Raw genomic sequence first — 21,525 nt, 5'->3', positions numbered from 1 at the left:
TCAGGGCAGCTCGGCGTTCGGCATGCGCCCCACGATCACCGAGGCCCGGCTGGCCAGGTAACCGGAGTTGGGCAGCTTCTCGAAGTAGCGCGGCCGCGGCAGCATCACCGCCAGCCGCGCCGCCTCGTAGGCCGTGAGGCGCGCCGCGGGCTTGCGGTAGTAGTGCTGCGCGGCGGCCTCGGCGCCGAAGACGCCCTCGCCCCATTCCACCGAGTTCAGGTAGATCTCCAGGATGCGCTCCTTCGACAGCAGGCGCTCGAGCGCGAAGGTCAGCACGATCTCCTGGCCCTTGCGCAGCAGGGTGCGCTCGCCCGAGAGGAACAGGTTCTTGGCCAGCTGCTGCGTGATGGTGGAGCCGCCCACCACCTTGGGCGGCCGGGCGCGGTTGGGCGCGAGCTGGGCCCGGCGCGCGGCCTGCTCCTCGGCCTTGGTGTTCTTCTGCCAGGCCTTCTCCATCGCCTCCCAGTCCACGCCCTCGTGGTTGACGAAGCTGTCGTCCTCGGCGGCGATGACGGCGCGCTTGAGGTTGTCGGAGATCCGCGCGTAGGGCACCCATTGCTGGCGCCAGGGCAGGCGGCCCTTCTCGGTGGCGATGCGCCAGGCCTCGGAGCGCTGGAAGGCGGTGGACTGCGGGTCGACCACCGCCATCAGGGCGATGCGGCCGACGAAATACAGCTGCAGCGCCAGGAAGGCGGCCGCCGCCAGGAGCAGCCAGCGCGCCAGCGCCTTCATGCGGCCGCCGCCTCCAGCGTGGCCCGCAGCTCCTGCAGCACCTGCCCGGAGGGCGGGCGCACGCCGCGCCAGATGGCGTAGGACTCGGCGGCCTGCTCCACCAGCATGCCCAGGCCGTCGCGGCCGACTGCGCCATGGGCGCGGGCCCAGGCCAGGAAGGGCTCGGCGGCGGGGCCGTACATCATGTCCACCGCCAGCGTGCCGGGGCGCAGCACGCGCGCGGGCACCGGCGCCTCGGCGCCGCCCAGGCTGCTGGCCGTGCCGTTGACCACGATGTCATAGGCCGCGCCCACGTCGTCCAGCGCGCAGGCCTGCAGCGGCACGCCCTGGGCCGCGGCCAGCGCGGCGTGGCGCTCGACCAGGGCCTGGGCCTTGTCCAGGGTGCGGTTGGCGACGGTGATGGCGGCGGGCCGCGCCTCGATGAAGGGGCCGAGCACGCCGCAGGCCGCGCCGCCGGCGCCCACCAGCAGCACCCGCGCGCCGGCCAGGGGCACGCCGGCGTTGACGGTGATGTCATGGACCAGGCCGATCCCGTCGGTGTTGTCGGCGAAGGCCTGCTCGCCGTCGAACTTCAGCGTGTTGCAGGCGCCGGCCAGCTCGGCGCGGGCCGAGTGGCGCACGCCGGGCACGGCGAAGGCGTCGAACTTGAAGGGCACCGTCACGTTGCAGCCCCGGCCGCCCTGGGCACGGAAGTCGCGCACCGCCTGCTGGAAGCCGTCCAGCGGCACCAGGTGGTGGCGGTAGTCGATCGGCTGGCCGGTGAGTTCGGCGAAGCGGTGGTGGATCCAGGGCGACTTGCTGTGCGCCACCGGGTTGCCCATCACGCAGAAGCGGTCCATGGTCGTTCCTCGCGGGTCTGTCTTGTGCGGTTCTTTTGGGGGGCCGGGGGTCAGCGGCTGGTGAGCTTGGTTTCCAGCGTCTCGTCGTGCGTGAAGCGGAAGCGCGAGACCACCACGATCTGGTCGGCCCGCTGGCGCATGCCGTCGCTGAAGCGGCCGAAGGGCCCGGCGGCGCGGGCGATGCCCAGGGCGCGGCGGTCCAGCGCGGCGTTGCCCGAGCCCTCGACGATCTCGGCCGCGAGCACCCGGCCGTCGTGGTTGACCGTGAGCAGCATGGTCAGCTCGCCATACAGCTTCTGGCCGGACATCTCGGGGAAGTTCTGCGTGCCGCGGTCCTCGATGCGCCGGCGCAGCGCGTCGTAGTAGACGGCGTAGACCTCCTCGCGCGTCGAGGGGCTGACGTAGCGCCGCTTGGGGCGGGCGTTTTCCTCGTTGATCCGGCGCTCGATCTCGGCCAGCAGCTTGACCAGCTGGCGGCGCTTTTCCTCGCGCGCCTGGCCCTCGGGGTTGTCGGTGGGCTGGCGCGGGTCGGGCACCGGCAGGCTGGCCAGCGCCTGGCGCACCTGCGCCAGCAGCATCTGCTGCTGCTGCTGCATCGCCTCCACGCGCTTTTGCGCTTCCTCCGGCGCGTCGCCCAGCTCGGTCAGGGCGGAGGCGGGCAGGGGCGAGGTGGCGCGGCCCTTCGCGGCCTCGCCGCCGCCGGCCAGCGAGGCCTGGGCGATGGCCTGGGCCTTGTCCACCTTCTCGTTGCCGCGGGCATTCACCAGGATCACCTCCAGCGGCGTGTCCTGGAACATGCGGTCGAAGCGCTGGGGGTCGACGAAGCGCACGGCCAGCAGGGCCGCATGGGCCGCCACCGAAACGGCCAGCGAGACCTGCAGCGTGGTCAGGGACCTGAGCTTGGGCTTGAGCTTCACGAGGCCGGATTATCGGCCGCGGGCTCGGCCTCGTTGACGTCCACCGCGATGGCGATCGGGCCGGCCACGGCCTCCTCGTCGTCCTCGGCGTCCTCCTGCGCCGCATCGGCGGCGGGCTCCACGTCCAGGCGCTCGATCACGGTGCCGTGCACGTCCAGCGCGATCTCGTCGACCTCGCCCAGCTTCACCCGCACCTTGGCGCCGCGCGCCAGGCCGTTGGCGCCCATCACCGGCAGCACCAGGGGCAGCTCGTCGGCGCGCACCAGGCCTTCCTTGAAGACGGTGGCCACCAGCTCGGTGATGCCGTTCTGGTGCAGGTACTTCAGCGTCCAGAAGCGCTCCATGCCGGCCTGGTAGGCGTTGTACGCGGAGTAGGCGGCGTCGAAGCCGGAGATGATGGAGAACAGCTCCGCGTCCTTCGGCTTGAAGGGCGCGGCCAGGGCGGCGGTGCGGCCGTGGCGGGCGCAGGCGATGATCTGCCACTGGTTCACCAGGTCGGTGTAGCGGCGCAGGGGCGAGGTGCTCCAGGCGTAGCACTTCACGCCGATGCCGGCGTGCGGCGCGGCCTTGGTCGACATGCGCACCTTCATGCCGGGCGCCAGGCTGGCCTGGCTGCGGTAGATGCCGGGCACGCCCAGGTCGGCCAGCCACTGGCCCCAGGTGCTGTTGGCGAGGATCATGGCCTCGGCCACGATCAGGTCCAGCGGCGCCCCGCGGCGGCGCACGCCGATGCGCACGGCCTCCGCGCCGGTGGGCTCGGCGCCGTCGTTGCCTTCCAGGCGGAAGGTGTAGTCGGGCCGGTTGAAGGTCTCGGGCTTGCCGCGCACCACCTCGCGCCGGGCCTTGAGCTCGCGCGCCAGGCGGAACAGGAACATCAGCGGCTCGCGCGCCTGCGCCGCCACCGGCGGCACGGCGTCGCCGGCATGGGCCGGGTCCGTCAGCCAGGCCTCGGTGACGCTGTCATCGAGCTGGTCGTGGCGCAGGTTGGCCACGATCGGCACGCGCTCCAGCTTCGTCTCGCTGCCCTGGATCTCCAGCGTGGCCTCGTCGAAACGCACGTACAGCGAGACGGCGGGGCAGTCCCGGCCCTCCTGCAGGGTGTAGGCCTGCACCACGTCGTCCGGCAGCATGGTGATCTTGTAGCCCGGCATGTAGACGGTGGACAGGCGCTGGCGCGCCACCGCGTCCGCCGGGGTGGACGGCTGCAGCGCCAGGCCCGGCGCCGCGATGTGGATGCCGACGGTGACCGTGCCCGAGCCCAGGCCCTGCACCGACAGCGCGTCGTCGATCTCGGTGGTGTGCGAGTCGTCGATCGAGTAGGCCCGCACGCCGGCGGCCACCGACAGGTCCTCGGTGATCGCGGGGGCCGTGAGGGCAGGGAAGCCCGTGCCCTTGGGGAAGTGCTCGAACAGGAAGCGCTTCCAGTGGAACTGGTAGGCCGACTCGATCGCACCGGCCCGCTGCAGCAGCGCCAGCGGCGCCAGGTGGGTGCTGCGGGCGGCCTCGACCACGGCCTTGTACTCGGGCGCGTTCTTGTCCGGCTTGAACAGGATGCGATAGAGCTGCTCGCGGATCGGGGCGGGGCAGCGGCCCTCGGCCAGCTCCCCGGCCCAGGCGGCGATCTGAGCCAGCTGCTGCTTCTTCTTCTCGATCGCGGCCAGGGCCTGCTGCACGACCTCCGCCGGGGCCTTGCGGAAGCGGCCCTTGCCGGCGCGGCGGAAATAGTGCGGCGCCTCGAACAGCCGGAACAGGGCGCCGGCCTGCTGCTCGAGGCTGGCGTTGGCGCTGAAATAATCACGCGCGAGGTCGGCGAAGCCGAACTCCTCCTCGGGGGCGAACTCCCACGCCAGCTGCAGCTCGATCTCCTGGGCCACGGCCTGGGCCTGCGCCACCAGGTCGGCGGGCGAGGGCTTCTCGAACTTCAGCAGGATGTGGGCGGCCTTGACCTTGACGCGCTTGCCGGTCTCCAGCTCCACCTGCGCCGAGGCCTCGGCCTCGGACAGCACCCGGCCGGCCTGGAATTTGCCGGCTTCTTCAAACAATACGAACATGGGACGGATTGTCCCATGGGCCACCTAGGCGGCCGGCCCCAGGCCGAGGGCGGCGAAGACCTCGTCGATGTGGTCGTCGAAATCGCTCAGGGCATGGTCGCCGGCCGGCAGCAGCTTGATGCGGGCGCCGGCGTAGCGGGCCGCCATCTCGCGCCAGTCCAGCACCTCGTCGCCCCGGGCGATGACGGCGAAGTAGCGCTCCAGGCGCGTGAGTGGGGCCCCCACGCCCGGCCCCGGCGTGAGGGCGCGCAGTTCATCGACGAATCGCGGCTCGAAGAAGAAGCGCTCGGCCGGGTCGTGCCAGGCGGTCTGCTCACCGATGTACTTCGCCAGGTCGCGTGCCGGGTCGACCGCGGGGTTGAGCACCACGGCGCGGCAGCCGGTGGCCTCGGCCACGCAGGTGGCATAGAAGCCGCCGAGTGAGGAGCCGATCACGCCCAGGGTGGCGCGCGGCCAGCCGGCGATGCCCGCCATCACCTGCGCCATCGCCTCGCGCGGGGAGGGCGGCATCTGCGGGCACCACCACGTGACGCCGGGGTGGCGCTGCGCGATCCGCTGCGCCACCTTCACCGCCTTGGCCGAGCGCGGCGAGGAGCGGAAACCGTGCAGGTACAGCAAATGCGTCACGGGCGGCTGGGGCGAAGGCCCCGGGGGGTGGAAGGTCATGGGGGCGATCATGCCAGCGGCGATAATTTCGGCTTATGTCCGCCGTGTTCGAGAAACCCCCGCTCTGGCGGCGCGCCGCGCCCTTGCTGGAGGGGTTCGACGGCCCGCTCGCCTTCGCCATCTTCCTGCTGGCGTGCGCCGGGCTGGTCACCATGTTTTCCTCCGGCTTCGACCATGGCACGCGCTTCATGGACCACGGCCGCAACATGCTGATCGCCGGGTTCATCCTGTTCGTGGTGGCGCAGGTGCCGCCGCAGCGCCTGATGACCCTGGCCGTGCCGATCTACCTCATCGGGGTGGCGCTGCTGATCGCCGTGGCCCTGTTCGGCATCACCAAGAAGGGCGCCCGGCGCTGGGTCAACGTGGGCGTCGTGATCCAGCCCAGCGAGATCCTCAAGATCGGCCTGCCGCTGATGCTGGCCTGGTGGTTCCAGAAGCGCGAGGGCCAGATGCGCCCGCTCGACTTCCTCATCGCCGGCGTGCTGCTGGCGGTGCCGGTGGGCCTGATCATGAAGCAGCCGGACCTGGGCACCTCGCTGCTGGTGATGGCGGCCGGCCTGTCGGTGATCTTCTTCGCCGGCCTGCCCTGGAAGCTGATCATCCCGCCGGTGGTCCTGGGCGGCGTGGGCATCCTGCTGCTGGTGGTGTTCGAGCCGCAGCTGTGCGCGCCGGGCGTGGACTGGCCGCTGCTGCACGACTACCAGCAGCAGCGCGTGTGCACCCTGCTGGACCCGACCCGCGACCCCCTGGGCAAGGGCTTCCACATCATCCAGGGCATGATCGCCATCGGCTCGGGCGGCCTCTTCGGCAAGGGCTTCATGCAGGGCACGCAGACCCACCTGGAGTTCATCCCCGAGCGCACCACCGACTTCATCTTCGCCGCCTACTCCGAGGAGTTCGGGCTGGTGGGCAACCTGCTGCTGATCGCCGGCTTCATCTTCCTGATCCTGCGCAGCTTCACCATCGCGCTGGAGGCCTCGTCGCTGTTCTCGCGGCTGCTGGCCGGGGCGGTGACCATGATCTTCTTCACCTATGCCTTCGTGAACATGGGCATGGTCAGCGGCATCCTGCCGGTGGTGGGGGTGCCCTTGCCCTTCATCAGCTACGGCGGAACGGCCATGGTCACCCTGGGCCTGGCGCTGGGCATCCTCATGTCGATCGCACGTTCCAAGCGCCTCGTGCAGACTTGAGGCCATGCCGCGCGTGTCGCGGCCCCGAACCTTCCTGGAATCACCCGATGATCTCTCGCGAACCCACCCTCGAACGCCTGGCCACCGCCCGCGGCCTGCTGCTGGAGCCTTTCGGCCTGGACGAGTCCCACCTCGCGCGCGCGCTGGCCGAGATCCGCAGCCACCGCGTCGACGACGCCGACCTGTACTTCCAGTACACCCGCAGCGAGGGCTGGAGCCTGGAGGAGGGCATCGTCAAGACCGGCAGCTTCAGCATCGACCAGGGCGTGGGCGTGCGCGCGGTCAGCGGCGAGAAGACCGCCTTCGCCTATTCCGACGACATCTCCGAGGCCTCGCTGCTGGACGCCGCGCGCACCGTGCGCGCGATCGGCGCGGCCGCCGGCAAGGGCCGGGTCAAGGTGCCGGCGCGCAAGGTCGCGGCCAGCCGCGCCCTCTACCCCGGGCTCGACCCCATCGCCACCCTGGACAGCACCGCCAAGGTGAAACTGCTCGAGAAGGCCGAGAAGATGGCCCGCGCCAAGGACCCGCGCGTCGTGCAGGTCATGGCCGGCCTGGCCAGCGAGTGGGACGTGGTGCTGGTGGCCCGCGCCGACGGCACCCTGGCCGCCGACGTGCGCCCGCTGGTGCGCCTGTCCCTCACCGTCATCGCCGAGCAGAACGGCCGCCGCGAGGTCGGCTCGCACGGCGGCGGCGGCCGCTTCGGCCTGGGCTATTTCGACGACGAGCGCGTCACGCAATACGTGGACCATGCGGTCCATGCGGCCCTCACCAACCTCGAGTCCCGCCCCGCGCCCGCCGGCGAGATGACCGTGGTCCTGGGCTCGGGCTGGCCCGGCATCCTGCTGCACGAGGCCATCGGCCACGGCCTGGAGGGCGACTTCAACCGCAAGGGCTCCAGCGCCTTCTCCGGCCGCATCGGCCAGCGCGTGGCGGCCAAGGGCGTCACCGTGCTCGACGACGGCACCATCGCCGACCGCCGCGGCTCGCTCAATGTCGACGACGAGGGCCATGCCACCCAGCGCAACGTGCTGATCGAGGACGGCATCCTGCGCGCCTACATGCAGGACTCGCTCAACGCCCGCCTCATGGGCGTCAAGCCCACCGGCAACGGCCGCCGCGAGAGCTACGCCCACGTGCCCATGCCGCGCATGACCAACACCTACATGCTCGGCGGCGACAAGTCGCCCGACGAGATCGTGGCTTCCATCAAGAAGGGCCTGTACGCCACCAACTTCGGCGGCGGCCAGGTCGACATCACCTCGGGCAAGTTCGTGTTCTCCGCGAGCGAGGCCTACTGGGTCGAGAACGGCAAGGTCCTCTACCCGGTCAAGGGCGCCACCATCGTCGGCAACGGCCCCGACGCGCTGACCCGCGTGAGCCTGATCGGCAACGACATGCGCCTGGACAGCGGCGTGGGCACCTGCGGCAAGGAGGGCCAGAGCGTGCCGGTGGGCGTGGGCCAGCCCACGCTGCGCATCGACGGCCTGACCGTGGGCGGAACGGCCTGACGCGGCCGCGTCAGGAACCTGTGGTAGATTGCCCCCCCATGCCTCGCAGCAGCGTTTTCTTTTTTGGCTACTTTTGGTTTTTCTCCAGCCCCACCGGCGGCCGAGAGACCTGAGCGTACCCAGAAGCAAGACGCACACAGGAATCCCGAAAAAACCGCCGGTCCCCACCGGCGGTTTTTTTTCGTCCCCTTGATCCGATTTCTTTTTTTGAACACTTGAGGAAGGAGCCCCCGATGTCCGCGAAGTCCACCCCCGCCAGCGACGCCTGGTATGCGCACCCCGTCGACAAGACCGGCCAGACCGACGACCAGCGCATCAAGGACATCACCGTGCTGCCTCCTCCCGAACACCTGATCCGGTTCTTCCCGATCAGCGGCTCGCCCGTCGAGAAGCTGATCGCGGACACCCGCCGGCGCATCCACGACATCATGAATGGCACCGACGACCGCCTGCTGGTCGTCATCGGCCCGTGCTCCATCCATGACCCGGCTGCCGCCATCGACTACGCCCGCCGCCTCAAGCCGCTGCGCGAGAAGTACGCCGACTCGCTGGAGATCGTGATGCGCGTGTACTTCGAGAAGCCGCGCACCACGGTGGGCTGGAAGGGCCTGATCAACGACCCCTACCTCGACGAGAGCTATCGCATCGACGAGGGCCTGCGCATTGCCCGCCAGCTGCTGATCGAGATCAACCGCCTGGGCCTGCCCGCGGGCAGCGAGTTCCTGGACGTGATCTCGCCGCAGTACATCGGCGACCTGATCGCCTGGGGCGCCATCGGCGCGCGCACCACCGAGAGCCAGGTGCACCGCGAGCTGGCCTCGGGCCTGTCGGCCCCGATCGGCTTCAAGAACGGCACCGACGGCAACATCCGCATCGCCACCGACGCCATCCAGGCGGCGGCCCGCGGCCACCACTTCCTGTCCGTCCACAAGAACGGCCAGGTCGCCATCGTGCAGACCCAGGGCAACAAGGACTGCCACGTGATCCTGCGCGGCGGCAAGGCGCCGAACTACGACGCGGCGAGCGTCGCCGCCGCCTGCAAGGACCTGGAGGCCGCCGGCCTGCCGGCCACGCTGATGGTCGACTGCAGCCACGCCAACAGCAGCAAGCAGCACGAGAAGCAGCTGGACGTGGCGCGGGACATCGCCGGCCAGATCCAGGGCGGCTCCCGTAGCATCTTCGGCGTGATGGTCGAGAGCCACATCGAGGCCGGCGCGCAGAAGTTCACGCCGGGCAAGGACGACGTGAACAAGCTCGCCTACGGCAAGAGCATCACCGACGCCTGCCTGGGCTGGGACCAGTCGGTCGAGGTGCTGGACGTGCTGGCCGAGGCGGTGAAGCGCCGCCGCGGTTGACCCTCCGGGGGCTGGCGGACGCCTGGGGCGTCCGCTCCTCCAGCGGCCGCCCCGTGGACCGGACTTCCAGGGCCAGCACCGGGCTTCCGAAGGGACTCTGAAGCCCTTCCGCCCGGGGGGTGCGGATTAACCCCGGCCCGCCGCCTCCAGCGCCGCCAGCAGCTTGGCGTGGATCCCGCCGAAGCCGCCATTGCTCATGCACAGGACCTGGTCGCCCTCGCGCGCGGCGGCGACGACCTGCTGCACCAGTGCGTCGATGGTGTCGCCCACCTGGGCGCGCGCGCCCATCGGAGCGAGGGCCTCGCGCGCATCCCAGTCCAGCCCGCCGGCGTGGCAGAAGGCCAGGTCGGCCTGCTCCAGGCTCCAGGGCAGCTGGGACTTCATGGTGCCCAGCTTCATCGTGTTGCTGCGCGGCTCGAACACCGCGAGGATGCGCTGGCCCGGCTGCAGCTGGCGGCGCAGGCCGTCCACCGTCGTGCGGATCGCGGTGGGGTGGTGCGCGAAGTCGTCGAACACCGAGATGCCGCGCACCGTGCCGCGCCGCTCCATGCGGCGCTTGACGTTCTCGAATGCGCCCAGCGCCCGCGCCGCGACCTCGGGCGCCACGCCCACATGGTCAGCAGCCGCGATGGCCGCCAGGGCGTTGAGCTGGTTGTGCACCCCGCCCAGCGACCAGGCCACCCGCGCCACCTTGCGGCCGTGCTGCAGCACGTCGAACGCGCCCGGCTCGCCCTCGGCGGTGAAGTCGCTCACCGCGGCGCCGAAGCTGCGCACCTCGCTCCAGCAGCCCTGGTGCAGCACCCGCGCCAGGCTCTCCTCCAGCCCGTTCACCACCACGCGGCCCGACGGCGGCACCGTGCGCACCAGGTGGTGGAACTGGCGCTCGATCGCCGTCAGGTTGTCGAAGATGTCCGCGTGGTCGAACTCCAGGTTGTTCAGGATCGCGGTGCGCGGGCGGTAGTGGACGAACTTGCTGCGCTTGTCGAAAAAGGCGGTGTCGTACTCGTCGGCCTCGATGACGAAGCAGGGACCCTTCCCGAGCCGGGCCGACACGCCGAAATTCACCGGCACGCCGCCCACCAGGAAGCCGGGCTCCAGCCCCGCCTGCTCCAGCACCCAGGCCAGCATGGAGGTGGTGGTGGTCTTGCCGTGCGTGCCGGCCACCGCCAGCACGTGGCGGCCCTGGAGCACGTTCTCCAGCAGCCACTGCGGGCCGCTGGTGTAGGGCGCGCCGGCATCCAGGATGGCTTCCATCAGGGGGAACTTGGGCGAGCCGTCGGGCAGCCGGGCGCGGGAGACCACGTTGCCGACCACCCAGACATCCGGCCGCAGGGCCATCTGCTCCGCGCCGAAGCCTTCGATCAGGTCGATGCCCAGGGCGCGCAGCTGGTCGCTCATGGGGGGGTAGACGCCGGCGTCGCAGCCGGTGACCCGGTGGCCCGCCTCGCGGGCGAGGGCGGCCACGCCACCCATGAAGGTGCCGCAGATGCCCAGGATATGAATGTGCATGGGCGCCGATTATCGTGGGGCCGGCCGTGGCCTTTGGGCCCGCGCCGCAGGGCCGGACGCCGGGAAGGCGCACAATCGCGCGGTCATGCAAAGCGCCACCTTGGAGATCGCCGCCACCGCCGCCCGCCTGGTGGTGGAGGAGGGCCTGGAATACGGCCCGGCCAAGCGCCGTGCGGTGCGGCAGCTCGGGCTGCCCGCGCGCACCGCGCTCCCGGACAACGACGCCGTCGAGGCCTCGGTCCGTGAATACCTTCAACTCTTCTGCGCCGATACCCAGCCGGCCGAGCTCGCGGCCCTGCGCCGCCTGGCCGCGACCTGGATGGAGCGGCTCGCGGAGTTCCGCCCGCACCTGGGCGGGGCGGTCTGGCACGGCACGGCCACCCGCCTGTCCGACATCTACCTGCAGCTGTTCTGCGACGACCCCAAGTCCGCCGAGATCACCCTGATCGACAAGGGCGTCGACTTCGAGGCCCGCAGCGTCCCCGGCTTCCAGGGCGAGCCGGTCGATGCCCTGAGCCTGTCGGTGCGTTGCGCCGAGCTGGGCGAGATGATCGGCCTGCACCTGCTCATTCACGACCATGACGACCTGCGCGGGGCCCTGCGCCGCGATGCCCGCGGCCGGCAGCCGCGCGGCGACCTGGCCGACCTGCGGGCCCTGATGGCCCAGGAGGTGACCGATGGCCAGCCCTGAAATGCGCCGCCGCCTGCTGGTCGGCGGTGTCGCCGCCGCTGCCGCCGGTGCCGGCGCCCTGATCGCCTGGAAGCGGCTGCAGCCCGCCCCGCTGGCGGATGCCGCCGCGGAGGGCCTGTGGAGCAGGACCTTCGAAACCCCCGCCGGCCCCCCCCTGGCGCTGGCCAGCCTGCGCGGCCGCCCGCTGCTCGTGAACTTCTGGGCCACCTGGTGCCCGCCCTGCGTCGAGGAAATGCCGATGCTGGACGCCTTCTTCCGGGAAAATTCGGCATCCGGCTGGCAAGTGATCGGATTGGCGATCGACCAGCCCAGTTCGGTACGGCGTTTCCTGGAGCGCACGCCCGTGACTTTTCCCATCGGCTTCGCCGGACTTGAAGGCACGGAACTGGGCAAGGCCCTCGGAAATTCCTCAGGCGGATTGCCGTTCACTGTCGTGCTCGGGCCGGACGGTTCCGTGAGGCAGCGTAAAATGGGGCAGGTGACAACTGCCGAGCTGGCGGCCTGGAAGGCCGCCGCCGGAACCTGAGACAAGGGCGGACACCGCTCCGCCAGTCGCTCAAATGGCCGCTAGAAAAAGAAAAATAGCGCCAGATGCCGAAAAATGCCGCAAATTGGCGAAATATTCGGTACATTCCACCCTTTAGACCGTATTCAAGGATCCCTGGAGACCCTCATGGACTTGCGCAAACTCAAGACGTTGATCGACCTGGTGTCGGACTCCAACGTCTCCGAACTGGAAATCACCGAGGCTGAAGGCAAGGTCCGCATCGTCAAGGGCCAGCCTGCCGTGGTGCAGGTGGCTGCCGCCCCGGCCGTCGTGGCCGCTGCCGCTGCCCCCGCGATCGCTGCCGTTCCTGCCGCCGCCGCGCCCGCGCCGGCCGCCGCCCCGGCCGAGCCTGCCGGCCACGCCGTCAAGTCGCCCATGGTCGGCACCTTCTACCGGGCTTCCAGCCCGGGTGCCAAGCCCTTCGTCGAGGTCGGCCAGCAGGTCAAGGCCGGCGACACGATCTGCATCATCGAGGCGATGAAGATCCTCAACGAGATCGAGGCCGACAAGGCCGGCACCATCAGCAAGATCCTGTGCGAGAACGGCCAGGCCGTCGAGTACGGCCAGTCGCTGTTCGTGATCGAGTGATGTTCAAGAAGATCCTCGTCGCCAACCGAGGCGAGATTGCCCTGCGAGTCCAGCGCGCCTGCCGCGAGCTGGGCGTGACCGCGGTCATGGTCTATTCGGAGGCCGACCGCGAAGCCAAATATGTGAAGCTGGCCGACGAGGCCGTCTGCATCGGCCCCGCGCCGTCGCCGCTCAGTTACCTGAACGTGCCCGCCATCATCTCGGCGGCCGAGGTGACCGACGCGGAAGCCATCCACCCCGGCTACGGCTTCCTCTCCGAGAACGCCGACTTCGCCGAGCGCGTCGAGAAGAGCGGCTTCCAGTTCATCGGCCCCACGCCTGAATCCATCCGGATCATGGGCGACAAGGTCTCGGCCAAGCAGGCCATGATCAAGGCCGGCGTGCCCTGCGTGCCCGGCTCCGAGGGCGAGCTGCCGGAAGACCCGGTGCAGGTGCGCCGCATCGCCAAGTCCATCGGCTACCCCGTCATCATCAAGGCGGCGGGCGGTGGCGGCGGCCGCGGCATGCGCGTGGTCCACACCGAAGCCGCGCTGATCAATGCCGTCGCCATGACGCGCGCCGAAGCCGGCGCCGCCTTCGGCAACCCGGCGGTGTACATGGAGAAGTTCCTCCAGAACCCGCGCCACATCGAGATCCAGGTCCTGGCCGACAAGCACCGCAACGCGGTCTACCTCGGCGAGCGCGACTGCTCCATGCAGCGCCGCCACCAGAAGGTGATCGAGGAAGCGCCGGCCCCCGGCATCCCGCGCAAGCTGATCGACAAGATCGGCGAGCGCTGTGTCGCCGCCTGCAAGAAGATCGGCTACCGCGGCGCGGGCACCTTCGAGTTCCTGTACGAGAACGGCGAGTTCTACTTCATCGAGATGAACACCCGCGTGCAGGTGGAGCATCCGGTGACCGAGCTGATCACGGGCGTGGACATCGTCAAGACCCAGATCATGGTGGCCGCCGGCGAGAAGCTGCCCTTCTCTCAGCGCGACATCCAGATCCGCGGCCACGCGATCGAGTGCCGCGTGAACGCCGAGGACCCGTTCAAGTTCGTGCCGTCGCCCGGCCGCATCACCCAGTGGCACGCCCCCGGCGGCCCGGGCGTGCGCGTCGACTCGCACGTCTACAACAACTACTTCGTGCCGCCCAACTACGACAGCATGATCGGCAAGATCATCGTCCACGGCGACACCCGCGACCAGGCGCTGGCCCGCATGCGCACCGCGCTGCTGGAGACGGTGGTCGAGGGCATCAACACCAACATCCCGCTGCACCGCGAGCTGATGGTGGACGCCAAGTTCATGACCGGCGGCACGAACATCCACTACCTCGAAGAGTGGCTGGGCCACCACAAGCGCTGAGCCCCTGATGTTCGAACTGAGCCTGCTGTGCCCCGAGGACCGCGTCGAGGTCCTCTCCGATGCGCTCGACGCGCTGGACGCGCTGAGCGTGTCCGTCGAGGACGCCGACGCCCACACCGAGGCCGAGCAGGCCCTGTTCGGCGAGCCGGGCATGCCGCCGCCCAAGGAGGGCTGGCAGCGCTCGCGCGTGGTCGCCCTGTTCCCCACGGAGGCCGCAGCCCAGGAGGCGGCGCGCCTGCTGCAGGTGCAGGACTTCTTCGGCGGCTGCCGCCTGCTGGGCGTGGCCGCCGTGCCGGACCAGGACTGGGTGCGCCTGACGCAGTCCCAGTTCGAGCCGGTGGAGATCACGCCCGAGTTCTGGATCGTGCCCACCTGGCACGAGCCGCCGGCGCAGGCCACCCGGGTGATCCGCCTGGACCCGGGCCTGGCCTTCGGCACCGGCACCCACCCGACCACGCGCATGTGCCTGCGCTGGATCGCCACCCACCCGGTGGCCGGCCAGCGCGTGCTCGATTACGGCTGCGGCTCGGGCATCCTGGCGATCGGCGCGGCCAAGTTCGGCGCCACCGACATCGACGCGGTCGACATCGACGAGGCCGCGGTGCGCTCCACGCTGGACAATGCCCAGGCCAACGAGGCCTCCCTGCGCGCCGGCCTGCCGGACAAGGCGCAAGGCACCTATGACACCGTGCTCGCCAACATCCTGGCGACGCCGCTGAAGGTGCTGGCCCCGCTGCTGTGCGGCCATGTGCGCCCGGGCGGCTCGCTGGTGCTCGCGGGCATCCTGGCGCGCCAGGCCGACGAGCTCAAGGAAGCCTACGCGCCCTATGCCTCGCTCGAGGTCTCGGACACCGAGGACGGCTGGATCCTCATGACCGCGCGCTTCTGATTCGCGCCGCGTCGGGCCTGTCTACAATGCCCTTCGCATGAGCCTGATCACCCGTTGCCCCGCTTGCGGAACCCGGTTCCGGGTGGTGCCCGATCAGCTCAAGATTTCCGATGGCTGGGTGCGCTGCGGCCAGTGCAGCGAGGTGTTCGATGCCTCGGCCGTGGTGCAGTCGGTGCCGGACCTGGCGCCAGCCTCGCTCCCGTCCTCCGTCGCTGCTGACGCCAGCCGCTTCGCCCCGTCCCCGGCGCACGCCGCGCCGCCGAGCGAGCCGCGGGATACGGCAGCCGACGCGGGCTTCGAAGCCACCGTCGCGGTCGAGGACCTGCCGGCGCCCGAGGCGCAGGACACGGTCGTCGAGCTTCCGCCCTGGGCCAGCGAGCCCTCGGCGGATGCGCCAGGCGGCCCGGCCGAACCGCACGAACCGCATCCGTCCGCCGAAGGCCGCATCGAGCCCACGCTCGATGCCCCCGCCGGGCCCGAGCTGCCGTCCCCCGGCGCGGCATCCGCATCGCTGCAGCCGGAGGAGACGCGCCCCGCTGCCGCAGCCGGCACGCCTGACGACGCCCCCGGGCCCGCGTCCGAGGCCGCCGGCCCGTCCCGGCTCGAGGACATTTCCTTCGTCCGCCAGGCCCGCCGCCGCGCGCTCTGGCGCCGGCCCGTGGTGCGGGCTGCGCTCGGCCTGCTGGCCCTGGCCCTGCTGGCGGTGCTGTCCGCCCAGCTCGCGCTGCACCACCGCGACCGGCTGGCCAACGCCTTCCCGGTCCTGAAGCCGGCGCTCGAGCTCCTGTGCCAGCCGCCCCAGTGCCGCATCGGCCCGCCGCGCCAGATCGATGCGGTCGCCATCGACGGCTCGAGCTTCAGCCGACTGCGGCCCGACGCCTACCGGCTCACGGTCACGCTCTCCAACCCGTCCTCGGCCGCCGTGGCCCTGCCGGCGCTGGAGCTGACCCTCACCGATACCCAGGACCAGCCCGTGCTGCGGCGCGTGCTGCAGCCCGCCGACCTCGGCCCCGAGGCCCCGGCCGTCCTGGCCGCCAGCACCGAGTGGACCGCCACGCTCACCCTCGCCGTGGCCCCCGGCCCGGCGACCGCGCGCATCGCGGGCTACCGGCTGCTGGCTTTCTACCCCTGACCCCTTTCCCTTTCTTTCCTACAAGGCAGACGACACCATGGCCGCCGTGATCTGTGGATCCCTCGCGTTCGACACCATCATGAACTTCGAGGGCAAGTTCTCGCAGCAGATCCTCCCCGAGCAACTGCACATCCTCAACGTGTCCTTCCTGGTCCCGGCGCTGCGCCGCGACTTCGGGGGCTGCGCCGGCAACATCGCCTACGCGCTCAAGCTCCTGGGCGGCACGCCCCTGCCCATGGCCACCGTCGGCAGCGACGGCGCCGGTTACCTCGAGCGCATGAGGAAGCTGGGCATCAGCACCGAGTTCGTGCGCCAGGTGGACGACACCTACACCGCGCAGGCGATGATCATGACGGACCTGGACAACAACCAGATCACCGCCTTCCACCCGGGCGCGATGATGCAGGCCCACATCACCCGCATCGAGCCGCGCGCCGACATCAAGCTGGGCATCATCTCGCCCGACGGCCGTGACGCCATGCTGCAGCACGCCGAGCAGTTCAAGGCCGCCGGCATCCCCTTCGTGTTCGACCCGGGCCAGGGCCTGCCCATGTTCGGCGGCGACGAGCTGGCGAACTTCGTCGACCAGGCCACCTGGGTCACGGTCAACGACTACGAGGGCAAGATGCTGTGCGAGCGCACCGGCTGGACGCCGGCCGAGATCTCGCGCCGCGTGCAGGGCCTGGTGATCACGCTGGGCGGCGAGGGCTGCGAGGTCTGGGTCGACGGCGAGAAGACCCACGTGCCCCCGGTCTCCGCGAAGGACGTGGTCGACCCCACCGGCTGCGGCGACGCCTGGCGCGGCGCGCTGCTGCACGGGCTGGAGCAGGGCTGGTCGCTGGCGAAGTGCGCGGAGCTGGGCAACCGCGTCGGCGCGATCAAGATCGCCAGCAAGGGCCCGCAGAACTACACGCTCTGAGCGTCGGCGGCCGGCCGCTGCGCCGGCGCGGCGCCGCGCGCGCGGCGCCGCTCGATCCACGCGAGCAGCTCGCCGACCAGGCCCTTGCGGAAGGACAGCACGCACACCACGAAGATCACGCCGATGATCACCGTGACCCAGGCGCCCACCTTGTCGGCCAGCATGTTCTGCAGGCCGATCACGATGGCCGAGCCGAGGACCGGGCCGAAGAAGGTGCCCACGCCCCCCAGCAGGCTCATGAGGATGACCTCGCCGGACATCGACCAGTGCACGTCCGACAGGGAGGCGAAGCCCAGCACCAGTGTCTTGAGCGAGCCGGCCAGGCCGGCCAGGGCGGCCGACAGCACGAAGGCCAGCAGCTTGTAGCGGTCCACCTCGTAGCCGAGCGAGACGGCGCGCGGCTCGTTCTCGCGGATCATCTTCAGCACCTGGCCGAAGGGCGAGCTGACGATGCGCTGGATTCCCAGGTAGCAGGCGACGAACACCGCCAGCACCAGGTAGTACAGGACGGTGTCCGAGTCCAGCGGCAGCAGGCCCAGCAGCTGGCCGCGCGGCACGCCCTGCAGGCCGTCCTCGCCGCCGGTGAAGGGCGCCTGCAGCGCGATGAAGAAGACGATCTGCGCCAGCGCCAGGGTGATCATGGCGAAGTAGATGCCCTGGCGCCGGATGGCGATCAGGCCCACCACCAGCCCCAGCAGGCCGCCGATCACCGTGCCCGCCAGCAGGCCCAGTTCGGGGGTGAAGCCGCCGGACTTCATGAGCCAGCCGGCCGCGTAGGCTGCGCCGCCGAAGAAGGCCGCATGGCCGAAGGACAGCAGCCCGGTGAACCCCAGCAGCAGGTTGAACGCACAGGCGAACAGGGCGAAGCACAGCAGCTTCATCATGAACACCGGGTACAGGCCGACCAGGGGCGCGGCCAGCGCCAGCGCCAGCAGCGCGAGGTAGATGAGGCGGGAAAGTTTAGACAGCATGGCTCGAGGACGGGCGGGTCATGTTTCCTTGCCGAAGAGGCCGGCGGGGCGCAGCACCAGCACGATGGCCATGATCACGAAGACGACGATGCTGGAGGCCTCGGGGTAGAACACCCGGGTGAAGCCCTCGATCACGCCCAGTCCCAGGCCGGTGACCACCGAACCGAGGATGGAGCCCATCCCGCCGATCACCACCACCGCGAAGACCACGATGATCAGGTTGGAGCCCATGAGCGGCGTGACCTGGATCACCGGCGCTGCCAGCACGCCCGCGAGGGCGGCCAGTGCGGCGCCGGCGCCGTAGGTCAGCATGACCATCATCGGCACGTTCACGCCGAAGGCCTGGACCAGCTTCGCGTTCTCGGTGCCGGCCCGCAGGTAGGCGCCCAGCCGCGTGCGCTCGATCAGCCACCAGGTGCCCAGGCACACGACGACGGACGCCAGCACCACCCAGGCCCGGTAATTGGGCAGGATCATGAACCCGAGGTTGGTCGCACCCGCCAGTTCCTCGGGCACCGAGTAGGACTGGCCCGAGACGCCGTACTGGTCGCGGAAGATGCCCTCCAGGATCAGCGACAGGCCGAAGGTGAGCAGCAACCCGTACAACGGGTCCAGCCCGTACAGCCGCTTGAGGAAGCTCCGCTCGATCAGCACGCCGAGCGTGCCCACCATCAGCGGCGCCAGCAGCAGCGACCACCAGTAACCGATCCCCCACTTGTCCAGCATGATCCAGGCGGCGAAGGCGCCCACCATGTACAGCGCGCCATGCGCGAAGTTCACGATGTCCAGCAGGCCGAAGATCACCGCCAGGCCCAGGGAGAGCATGGCGTAGAACGCGCCGTTCACCAGCCCGAGCATCAGCTGCCCGAGGAAGGCCTGGATGGGAATGCCGAAGATTTCAGTCATGGGGTCCGGTCAGCGGGGCGCGTGCGTCACTTCCAGAGGGGGCACTTGGAGTCGGCCTTGGTGGTCCAGGCCTCCTCGCCCTTGAAGACCTGCTTGACCTCGTAGTAGTCCCAGGGTTCGGTGGACTTGTCGGGCGACTTCACCTGCATCAGGTACATGTCATGGATCACCCGGCCGTCGGCGCGAACGTAGCCGCCCTTCATGAAGATGTCGTTGAACTTGGCCTTCTTCAGGTGGGCCAGCACCTTCTCGGGGTCGTCGGTGCCGGTGGCCTTGACGGCGGCCAGGTACTGGGTGGCGGCCGAGTAGTCGGCGGCCTGCAGCGAGGAGGGCATGCGCTTCATCTTCTCGAAGAAGCGGCGCGACCAGGCGCGGGTCTCCTGGCTCTGGTTCCAGTACCAGCTGTCCGTGAGGTACATGCCCTGGGTGGTCTTCAGGCCCAGCGAGTGGATGTCGTTGATGAACACCAGCAGGCCGGCCAGCTTCATCGACTTGGTGATGCCGAACTCGTTGGCCGCCTTGATGGAGTTGATGGTGTCGCCGCCGGCGTTGGCCAGGCCCAGGATCTGCGCCTTGCTGCCCTGCGCCTGCAGCAGGAACGAGGAGAAGTCGCTGGCGTTGAGCGGGGCGCGCACCGAGCCCACCACCTTGCCGCCGTTGGCCTCGACCACCTTGGTGGTGTCGGCCTGCAGCTGGTGGCCGAAGGCGTAGTCGGCGGTGAGGAAGTACCAGGACTTGCCGCCCTGCTTGACCACCGCGGCGCCCGTGCCCTTGGCCAGGGCGGTGGTGTCATAGGCCCAGTGCAGGGTGTAGGGCGTGCACTGGTCGTTGGTCAGCGCGGAGGTGGCGGCGCCCACCACCATGAAGGGGCGCTTCTTCTCGGCGGCGACCTTGGCCATGGCCAGGTTCACGCCGGAGTTGGTGCCGCCGATCAGCATGTCCAGGCCCTGGGTGTCGAACCACTCGCGGGCCTTGGTGGCGGCCACGTCGGGCTTGTTCTGGTGGTCGGCCGAGAGGACCTCGATCTTCTTGCCGTTGATGGCGCCGCCCATGTCGGCGATGGCCATGCGCACCGCCTCGACGCCGCCGGGGCCATCGATGTCGGCGTAGACGCTGGACATGTCGGTGATGATGCCGATGCGGATCACGTCACCCGAGAACTGCGCCTGGGCCGGGGCGGACAGTCCGGCGAGGCCGGCGAAGGCGAGGGTGCAGGCTGCGACGGTCTTCCTGAGTTTCATGGGGGTCTCCTTCATCATCGAAAAGGGCGGCGCTCACACGCCGAGGTACTCCTGCAGCATGGCCATGTTGCCCTGCAACTGGTGCTGCGCGAATTCGCGGACGATCTTGCCGTGCTCCATCACGTAGAAGCGGTCGGCGAGGGGCGCGGCGAAGCGGAAGTTCTGCTCCACCAGCACGATGGTGTAGCCCTTGGCCTTGAGCGTGCGGATGGTCTCGGCGAGCTTCTGCACGATCACCGGGGCCAGGCCCTCGGAGATTTCGTCGAGCAGCAGCAGTCGCGCGCCGGTGCGCAGGATGCGCGCCACCGCCAGCATCTGCTGCTCGCCGCCGGACAGGCGCGTGCCGGGGCTGGCGGCGCGCTCCTTGAGGTTGGGGAACATCTCGTAGATCTCGGCCACGCTCATGCCGCCGGCGGCCAGGGTGGGCGGCAGCAGCAGGTTCTCCTGCGCCGAGAGGCTGGCGAAGATGCCGCGCTCCTCGGGGCAGTAGCCCAGGCCCAGGCGCGCCACCTTGTGCGGCGCCAGCTTGATGGCCTCGCGCCCGGCCACGCGGATCGAGCCGGTGCGCCGGCCGGTCAGGCCCATGATGGCGCGCAGGGTGGTGGTGCGGCCTGCGCCGTTGCGCCCCAGCAGCGAGACCACCTCGCCCTCGTTCACCGTGAGGTTCACGCCATGCAGCACGTGGGACTCGCCGTACCAGGCGTGCAGGTCCTGAATCTCCAGCAGCTCCTGGGCCATGTCAGTGGGCTCCCTGCAGCTCGGTGTCGGCGGAGCCCATGTAGGCCTCGATCACCTGCGGGTCGCGGGAGACCTCGGCATAGGGACCGTCGGCGATCACCGAGCCGCGCTGCAGCACGGTGATGCGGTCGGCGATGGACGACACCACGTTCATGTTGTGCTCCACCATCAGGATGGTGCGGCCGATGGAGACCTTCTTGATCAACTGCGTGACCCGGCCCACGTCCTCGTGGCCCATGCCCTGGGTGGGTTCGTCCAGCAGCATCAGGTCGGGCTCCAGGGCCATGGTGGTGGCCAGCTCCAGGGCGCGCTTGCGGCCATAGGGCAGGTTGACGGTGAGTTCGTCCTGGAAATCGAGCAGGTCCACGTCGTCCAGCAGCTGGCGGGCGCGGTCATGCAGGTGGTACAGGGAGCTCTCGGGCGTCCAGAAGTGGAAGGAGGTGCCCTCGCCGCGCTGGAGGGCGGCGCGCACGTTCTCCAGCACCGTCATGTGCGGGAAGACGGCCGAAATCTGGAAGGAGCGCACGATGCCGCGGCGCGCGGTCTGCGCGGGCTTCTCGTGGGTGATGTCCTGGCCGCGATAGGTGATGGTGCCCCGCGTGGGCGGCAGGAACTTGGTCAGGAGGTTGAAGAAGGTGGTCTTGCCGGCGCCGTTGGGGCCGATCAGCGCGTGGATGTCTCCGCGCCGGACCTTCAGGTCGACGTTGTTGACCGCCACGAATCCCTTGAATTCCTTGGTCAGGCCCTGCGTCTCGAGGATGTACTCCGTCGACAAGTTGCGCTCCCA

General features: G+C 70.0%; 21 protein-coding genes. 10 read left to right on the top strand and 11 right to left on the bottom strand.

Annotation, left to right across the window (positions count from 1 at the left end; genetic code table 11):
• From mtgA to ACFQZY_RS08550, 5 genes are read right to left on the bottom strand one after another with little or no spacing between them, the layout of a single operon-like run.
• On the bottom strand, positions 1 to 732 hold the full coding sequence (mtgA, locus tag ACFQZY_RS08570) for a monofunctional biosynthetic peptidoglycan transglycosylase (protein ID WP_377415099.1): 732 nt from the start codon (positions 730 to 732) through the stop codon (positions 1 to 3).
• The gene (gene aroE / locus ACFQZY_RS08565) at positions 729 to 1,571 is read right to left on the bottom strand and encodes a shikimate dehydrogenase (protein ID WP_377415097.1); all 843 of its coding nucleotides are present in this window, start codon (positions 1,569 to 1,571) and stop codon (positions 729 to 731) included. Before aroE ends, mtgA begins: the two co-directional genes overlap by 4 nt.
• Positions 1,572 to 1,621: 50 nt before the next feature.
• Complete coding sequence (locus ACFQZY_RS08560) at positions 1,622 to 2,488, bottom strand: energy transducer TonB (protein WP_377415095.1); 867 nt, start codon at positions 2,486 to 2,488, stop codon at positions 1,622 to 1,624.
• On the bottom strand, positions 2,485 to 4,539 hold the full coding sequence (locus tag ACFQZY_RS08555; RefSeq protein ID WP_377415093.1) for a ribonuclease catalytic domain-containing protein: 2,055 nt from the start codon (positions 4,537 to 4,539) through the stop codon (positions 2,485 to 2,487). The genes ACFQZY_RS08560 and ACFQZY_RS08555 overlap by 4 nt, the downstream gene beginning before the upstream one ends.
• Before the next feature lie 24 nt (positions 4,540 to 4,563).
• A complete protein-coding gene (locus tag ACFQZY_RS08550; RefSeq protein ID WP_377415091.1) occupies positions 4,564 to 5,205 on the bottom strand; it encodes a YqiA/YcfP family alpha/beta fold hydrolase in 642 nt (213 codons plus the stop codon).
• A gap of 35 nt (positions 5,206 to 5,240) precedes the next feature.
• On the opposite strand from ACFQZY_RS08550, the gene rodA reads away from it, so the two are divergent.
• The 3 genes from rodA (at position 5,241) to ACFQZY_RS08535 (ending at position 9,258) form a co-directional block, all read left to right on the top strand.
• Complete coding sequence (rodA, locus tag ACFQZY_RS08545) at positions 5,241 to 6,395, top strand: rod shape-determining protein RodA (RefSeq protein ID WP_377415088.1); 1,155 nt, start codon at positions 5,241 to 5,243, stop codon at positions 6,393 to 6,395.
• Positions 6,396 to 6,442: 47 nt separating this feature from the next.
• Positions 6,443 to 7,903: a metalloprotease TldD gene (tldD, locus tag ACFQZY_RS08540; RefSeq protein ID WP_377415086.1), complete on the top strand. Its 1,461-nt coding sequence runs from the start codon at positions 6,443 to 6,445 to the stop codon at positions 7,901 to 7,903.
• 233 nt (positions 7,904 to 8,136) lie between these two features.
• Positions 8,137 to 9,258, top strand: coding sequence for a 3-deoxy-7-phosphoheptulonate synthase (locus ACFQZY_RS08535; RefSeq protein WP_377415084.1), 1,122 nt, complete (start codon positions 8,137 to 8,139; stop codon positions 9,256 to 9,258).
• Between the two features lie 126 nt (positions 9,259 to 9,384).
• Here the strand turns inward: ACFQZY_RS08535 and mpl are convergent, their stop codons facing one another.
• Positions 9,385 to 10,767, bottom strand: coding sequence for a UDP-N-acetylmuramate:L-alanyl-gamma-D-glutamyl-meso-diaminopimelate ligase (mpl, locus tag ACFQZY_RS08530; RefSeq protein ID WP_377415082.1), 1,383 nt, complete (start codon positions 10,765 to 10,767; stop codon positions 9,385 to 9,387).
• An 85-nt stretch (positions 10,768 to 10,852) separates the two neighbouring features.
• On the opposite strand from mpl, the gene ACFQZY_RS08525 reads away from it, so the two are divergent.
• The 7 genes from ACFQZY_RS08525 (at position 10,853) to ACFQZY_RS08495 (ending at position 16,882) form a co-directional block, all read left to right on the top strand.
• The gene (locus tag ACFQZY_RS08525) at positions 10,853 to 11,458 is read left to right on the top strand and encodes a hypothetical protein (RefSeq protein ID WP_377415079.1); all 606 of its coding nucleotides are present in this window, start codon (positions 10,853 to 10,855) and stop codon (positions 11,456 to 11,458) included.
• Positions 11,445 to 11,984, top strand: a complete 540-nt coding sequence (locus tag ACFQZY_RS08520; protein WP_377415076.1) for a TlpA disulfide reductase family protein — start codon at positions 11,445 to 11,447, stop codon at positions 11,982 to 11,984. Before ACFQZY_RS08525 ends, ACFQZY_RS08520 begins: the two co-directional genes overlap by 14 nt.
• A gap of 147 nt (positions 11,985 to 12,131) precedes the next feature.
• Positions 12,132 to 12,593, top strand: coding sequence for an acetyl-CoA carboxylase biotin carboxyl carrier protein (accB, locus tag ACFQZY_RS08515; protein WP_377415073.1), 462 nt, complete (start codon positions 12,132 to 12,134; stop codon positions 12,591 to 12,593).
• A complete protein-coding gene (gene accC / locus ACFQZY_RS08510; protein WP_377415070.1) occupies positions 12,593 to 13,942 on the top strand; it encodes an acetyl-CoA carboxylase biotin carboxylase subunit in 1,350 nt (449 codons plus the stop codon). Before accB ends, accC begins: the two co-directional genes overlap by 1 nt.
• Before the next feature lie 7 nt (positions 13,943 to 13,949).
• A complete protein-coding gene (gene prmA / locus ACFQZY_RS08505; protein WP_377415067.1) occupies positions 13,950 to 14,831 on the top strand; it encodes a 50S ribosomal protein L11 methyltransferase in 882 nt (293 codons plus the stop codon).
• 37 nt (positions 14,832 to 14,868) lie between these two features.
• A complete protein-coding gene (locus ACFQZY_RS08500) occupies positions 14,869 to 15,963 on the top strand; it encodes a DUF3426 domain-containing protein (protein WP_377415064.1) in 1,095 nt (364 codons plus the stop codon).
• A gap of 37 nt (positions 15,964 to 16,000) precedes the next feature.
• Complete coding sequence (locus ACFQZY_RS08495; protein ID WP_377415061.1) at positions 16,001 to 16,882, top strand: carbohydrate kinase family protein; 882 nt, start codon at positions 16,001 to 16,003, stop codon at positions 16,880 to 16,882.
• Here ACFQZY_RS08495 and ACFQZY_RS08490 read toward each other — a convergent pair.
• Genes ACFQZY_RS08490 through ACFQZY_RS08470 form a run of 5 tightly spaced genes read right to left on the bottom strand, consistent with a single transcriptional unit; the run spans position 16,870 to position 21,513 of the window.
• Entirely contained in the window at positions 16,870 to 17,853 is a 984-nt protein-coding gene (locus tag ACFQZY_RS08490) for a branched-chain amino acid ABC transporter permease (RefSeq protein ID WP_377415058.1), read from the bottom strand. The genes ACFQZY_RS08495 and ACFQZY_RS08490 overlap by 13 nt on opposite strands.
• Before the next feature lie 18 nt (positions 17,854 to 17,871).
• The gene (locus tag ACFQZY_RS08485) at positions 17,872 to 18,759 is read right to left on the bottom strand and encodes a branched-chain amino acid ABC transporter permease (RefSeq protein ID WP_377415056.1); all 888 of its coding nucleotides are present in this window, start codon (positions 18,757 to 18,759) and stop codon (positions 17,872 to 17,874) included.
• A gap of 26 nt (positions 18,760 to 18,785) precedes the next feature.
• The gene (locus tag ACFQZY_RS08480) at positions 18,786 to 20,000 is read right to left on the bottom strand and encodes an ABC transporter substrate-binding protein (protein ID WP_377415054.1); all 1,215 of its coding nucleotides are present in this window, start codon (positions 19,998 to 20,000) and stop codon (positions 18,786 to 18,788) included.
• A 33-nt stretch (positions 20,001 to 20,033) separates the two neighbouring features.
• A complete protein-coding gene (locus ACFQZY_RS08475) occupies positions 20,034 to 20,738 on the bottom strand; it encodes an ABC transporter ATP-binding protein (protein WP_377415052.1) in 705 nt (234 codons plus the stop codon).
• A 1-nt stretch (position 20,739) separates the two neighbouring features.
• Entirely contained in the window at positions 20,740 to 21,513 is a 774-nt protein-coding gene (locus ACFQZY_RS08470; RefSeq protein ID WP_377415050.1) for an ABC transporter ATP-binding protein, read from the bottom strand.
• Between the last annotated feature and the right edge of the window lie 12 nt (positions 21,514 to 21,525).

It is taken from the genome of Ramlibacter sp. GCM10027632 (genome assembly GCF_042675325.1).
Lineage (GTDB): Bacteria > Pseudomonadota > Gammaproteobacteria > Burkholderiales > Burkholderiaceae_C > Ramlibacter.
This window is presented reverse-complemented; position numbering and strand designations above follow the sequence as displayed.

Bases quoted from the DNA above. Each gene is read 5' to 3' on its own strand.
- accB (WP_377415073.1), top strand. From the start codon at position 12,132: ATGGACTTGCGCAAACTCAAGACGTTGATCGACCTGGTGTCGGACTCC.
- accC (WP_377415070.1), top strand. From the start codon at position 12,593: ATGTTCAAGAAGATCCTCGTCGCCAACCGAGGCGAGATTGCCCTGCGA.
- ACFQZY_RS08520 (WP_377415076.1), top strand. From the start codon at position 11,445: ATGGCCAGCCCTGAAATGCGCCGCCGCCTGCTGGTCGGCGGTGTCGCC.
- aroE (WP_377415097.1), bottom strand. From the start codon at position 1,571: ATGGACCGCTTCTGCGTGATGGGCAACCCGGTGGCGCACAGCAAGTCG.
- ACFQZY_RS08480 (WP_377415054.1), bottom strand. From the start codon at position 20,000: ATGAAACTCAGGAAGACCGTCGCAGCCTGCACCCTCGCCTTCGCCGGC.
- prmA (WP_377415067.1), top strand. From the start codon at position 13,950: ATGTTCGAACTGAGCCTGCTGTGCCCCGAGGACCGCGTCGAGGTCCTC.
- mpl (WP_377415082.1), bottom strand. From the start codon at position 10,767: ATGCACATTCATATCCTGGGCATCTGCGGCACCTTCATGGGTGGCGTG.
- ACFQZY_RS08475 (WP_377415052.1), bottom strand. From the start codon at position 20,738: ATGGCCCAGGAGCTGCTGGAGATTCAGGACCTGCACGCCTGGTACGGC.
- rodA (WP_377415088.1), top strand. From the start codon at position 5,241: ATGTCCGCCGTGTTCGAGAAACCCCCGCTCTGGCGGCGCGCCGCGCCC.
- ACFQZY_RS08535 (WP_377415084.1), top strand. From the start codon at position 8,137: ATGTCCGCGAAGTCCACCCCCGCCAGCGACGCCTGGTATGCGCACCCC.
- ACFQZY_RS08485 (WP_377415056.1), bottom strand. From the start codon at position 18,759: ATGACTGAAATCTTCGGCATTCCCATCCAGGCCTTCCTCGGGCAGCTG.
- ACFQZY_RS08525 (WP_377415079.1), top strand. From the start codon at position 10,853: ATGCAAAGCGCCACCTTGGAGATCGCCGCCACCGCCGCCCGCCTGGTG.
- ACFQZY_RS08490 (WP_377415058.1), bottom strand. From the start codon at position 17,853: ATGCTGTCTAAACTTTCCCGCCTCATCTACCTCGCGCTGCTGGCGCTG.
- ACFQZY_RS08500 (WP_377415064.1), top strand. From the start codon at position 14,869: ATGAGCCTGATCACCCGTTGCCCCGCTTGCGGAACCCGGTTCCGGGTG.
- mtgA (WP_377415099.1), bottom strand. From the start codon at position 732: ATGAAGGCGCTGGCGCGCTGGCTGCTCCTGGCGGCGGCCGCCTTCCTG.
- ACFQZY_RS08495 (WP_377415061.1), top strand. From the start codon at position 16,001: ATGGCCGCCGTGATCTGTGGATCCCTCGCGTTCGACACCATCATGAAC.
- ACFQZY_RS08550 (WP_377415091.1), bottom strand. From the start codon at position 5,205: ATGACCTTCCACCCCCCGGGGCCTTCGCCCCAGCCGCCCGTGACGCAT.
- ACFQZY_RS08555 (WP_377415093.1), bottom strand. From the start codon at position 4,539: ATGTTCGTATTGTTTGAAGAAGCCGGCAAATTCCAGGCCGGCCGGGTG.
- tldD (WP_377415086.1), top strand. From the start codon at position 6,443: ATGATCTCTCGCGAACCCACCCTCGAACGCCTGGCCACCGCCCGCGGC.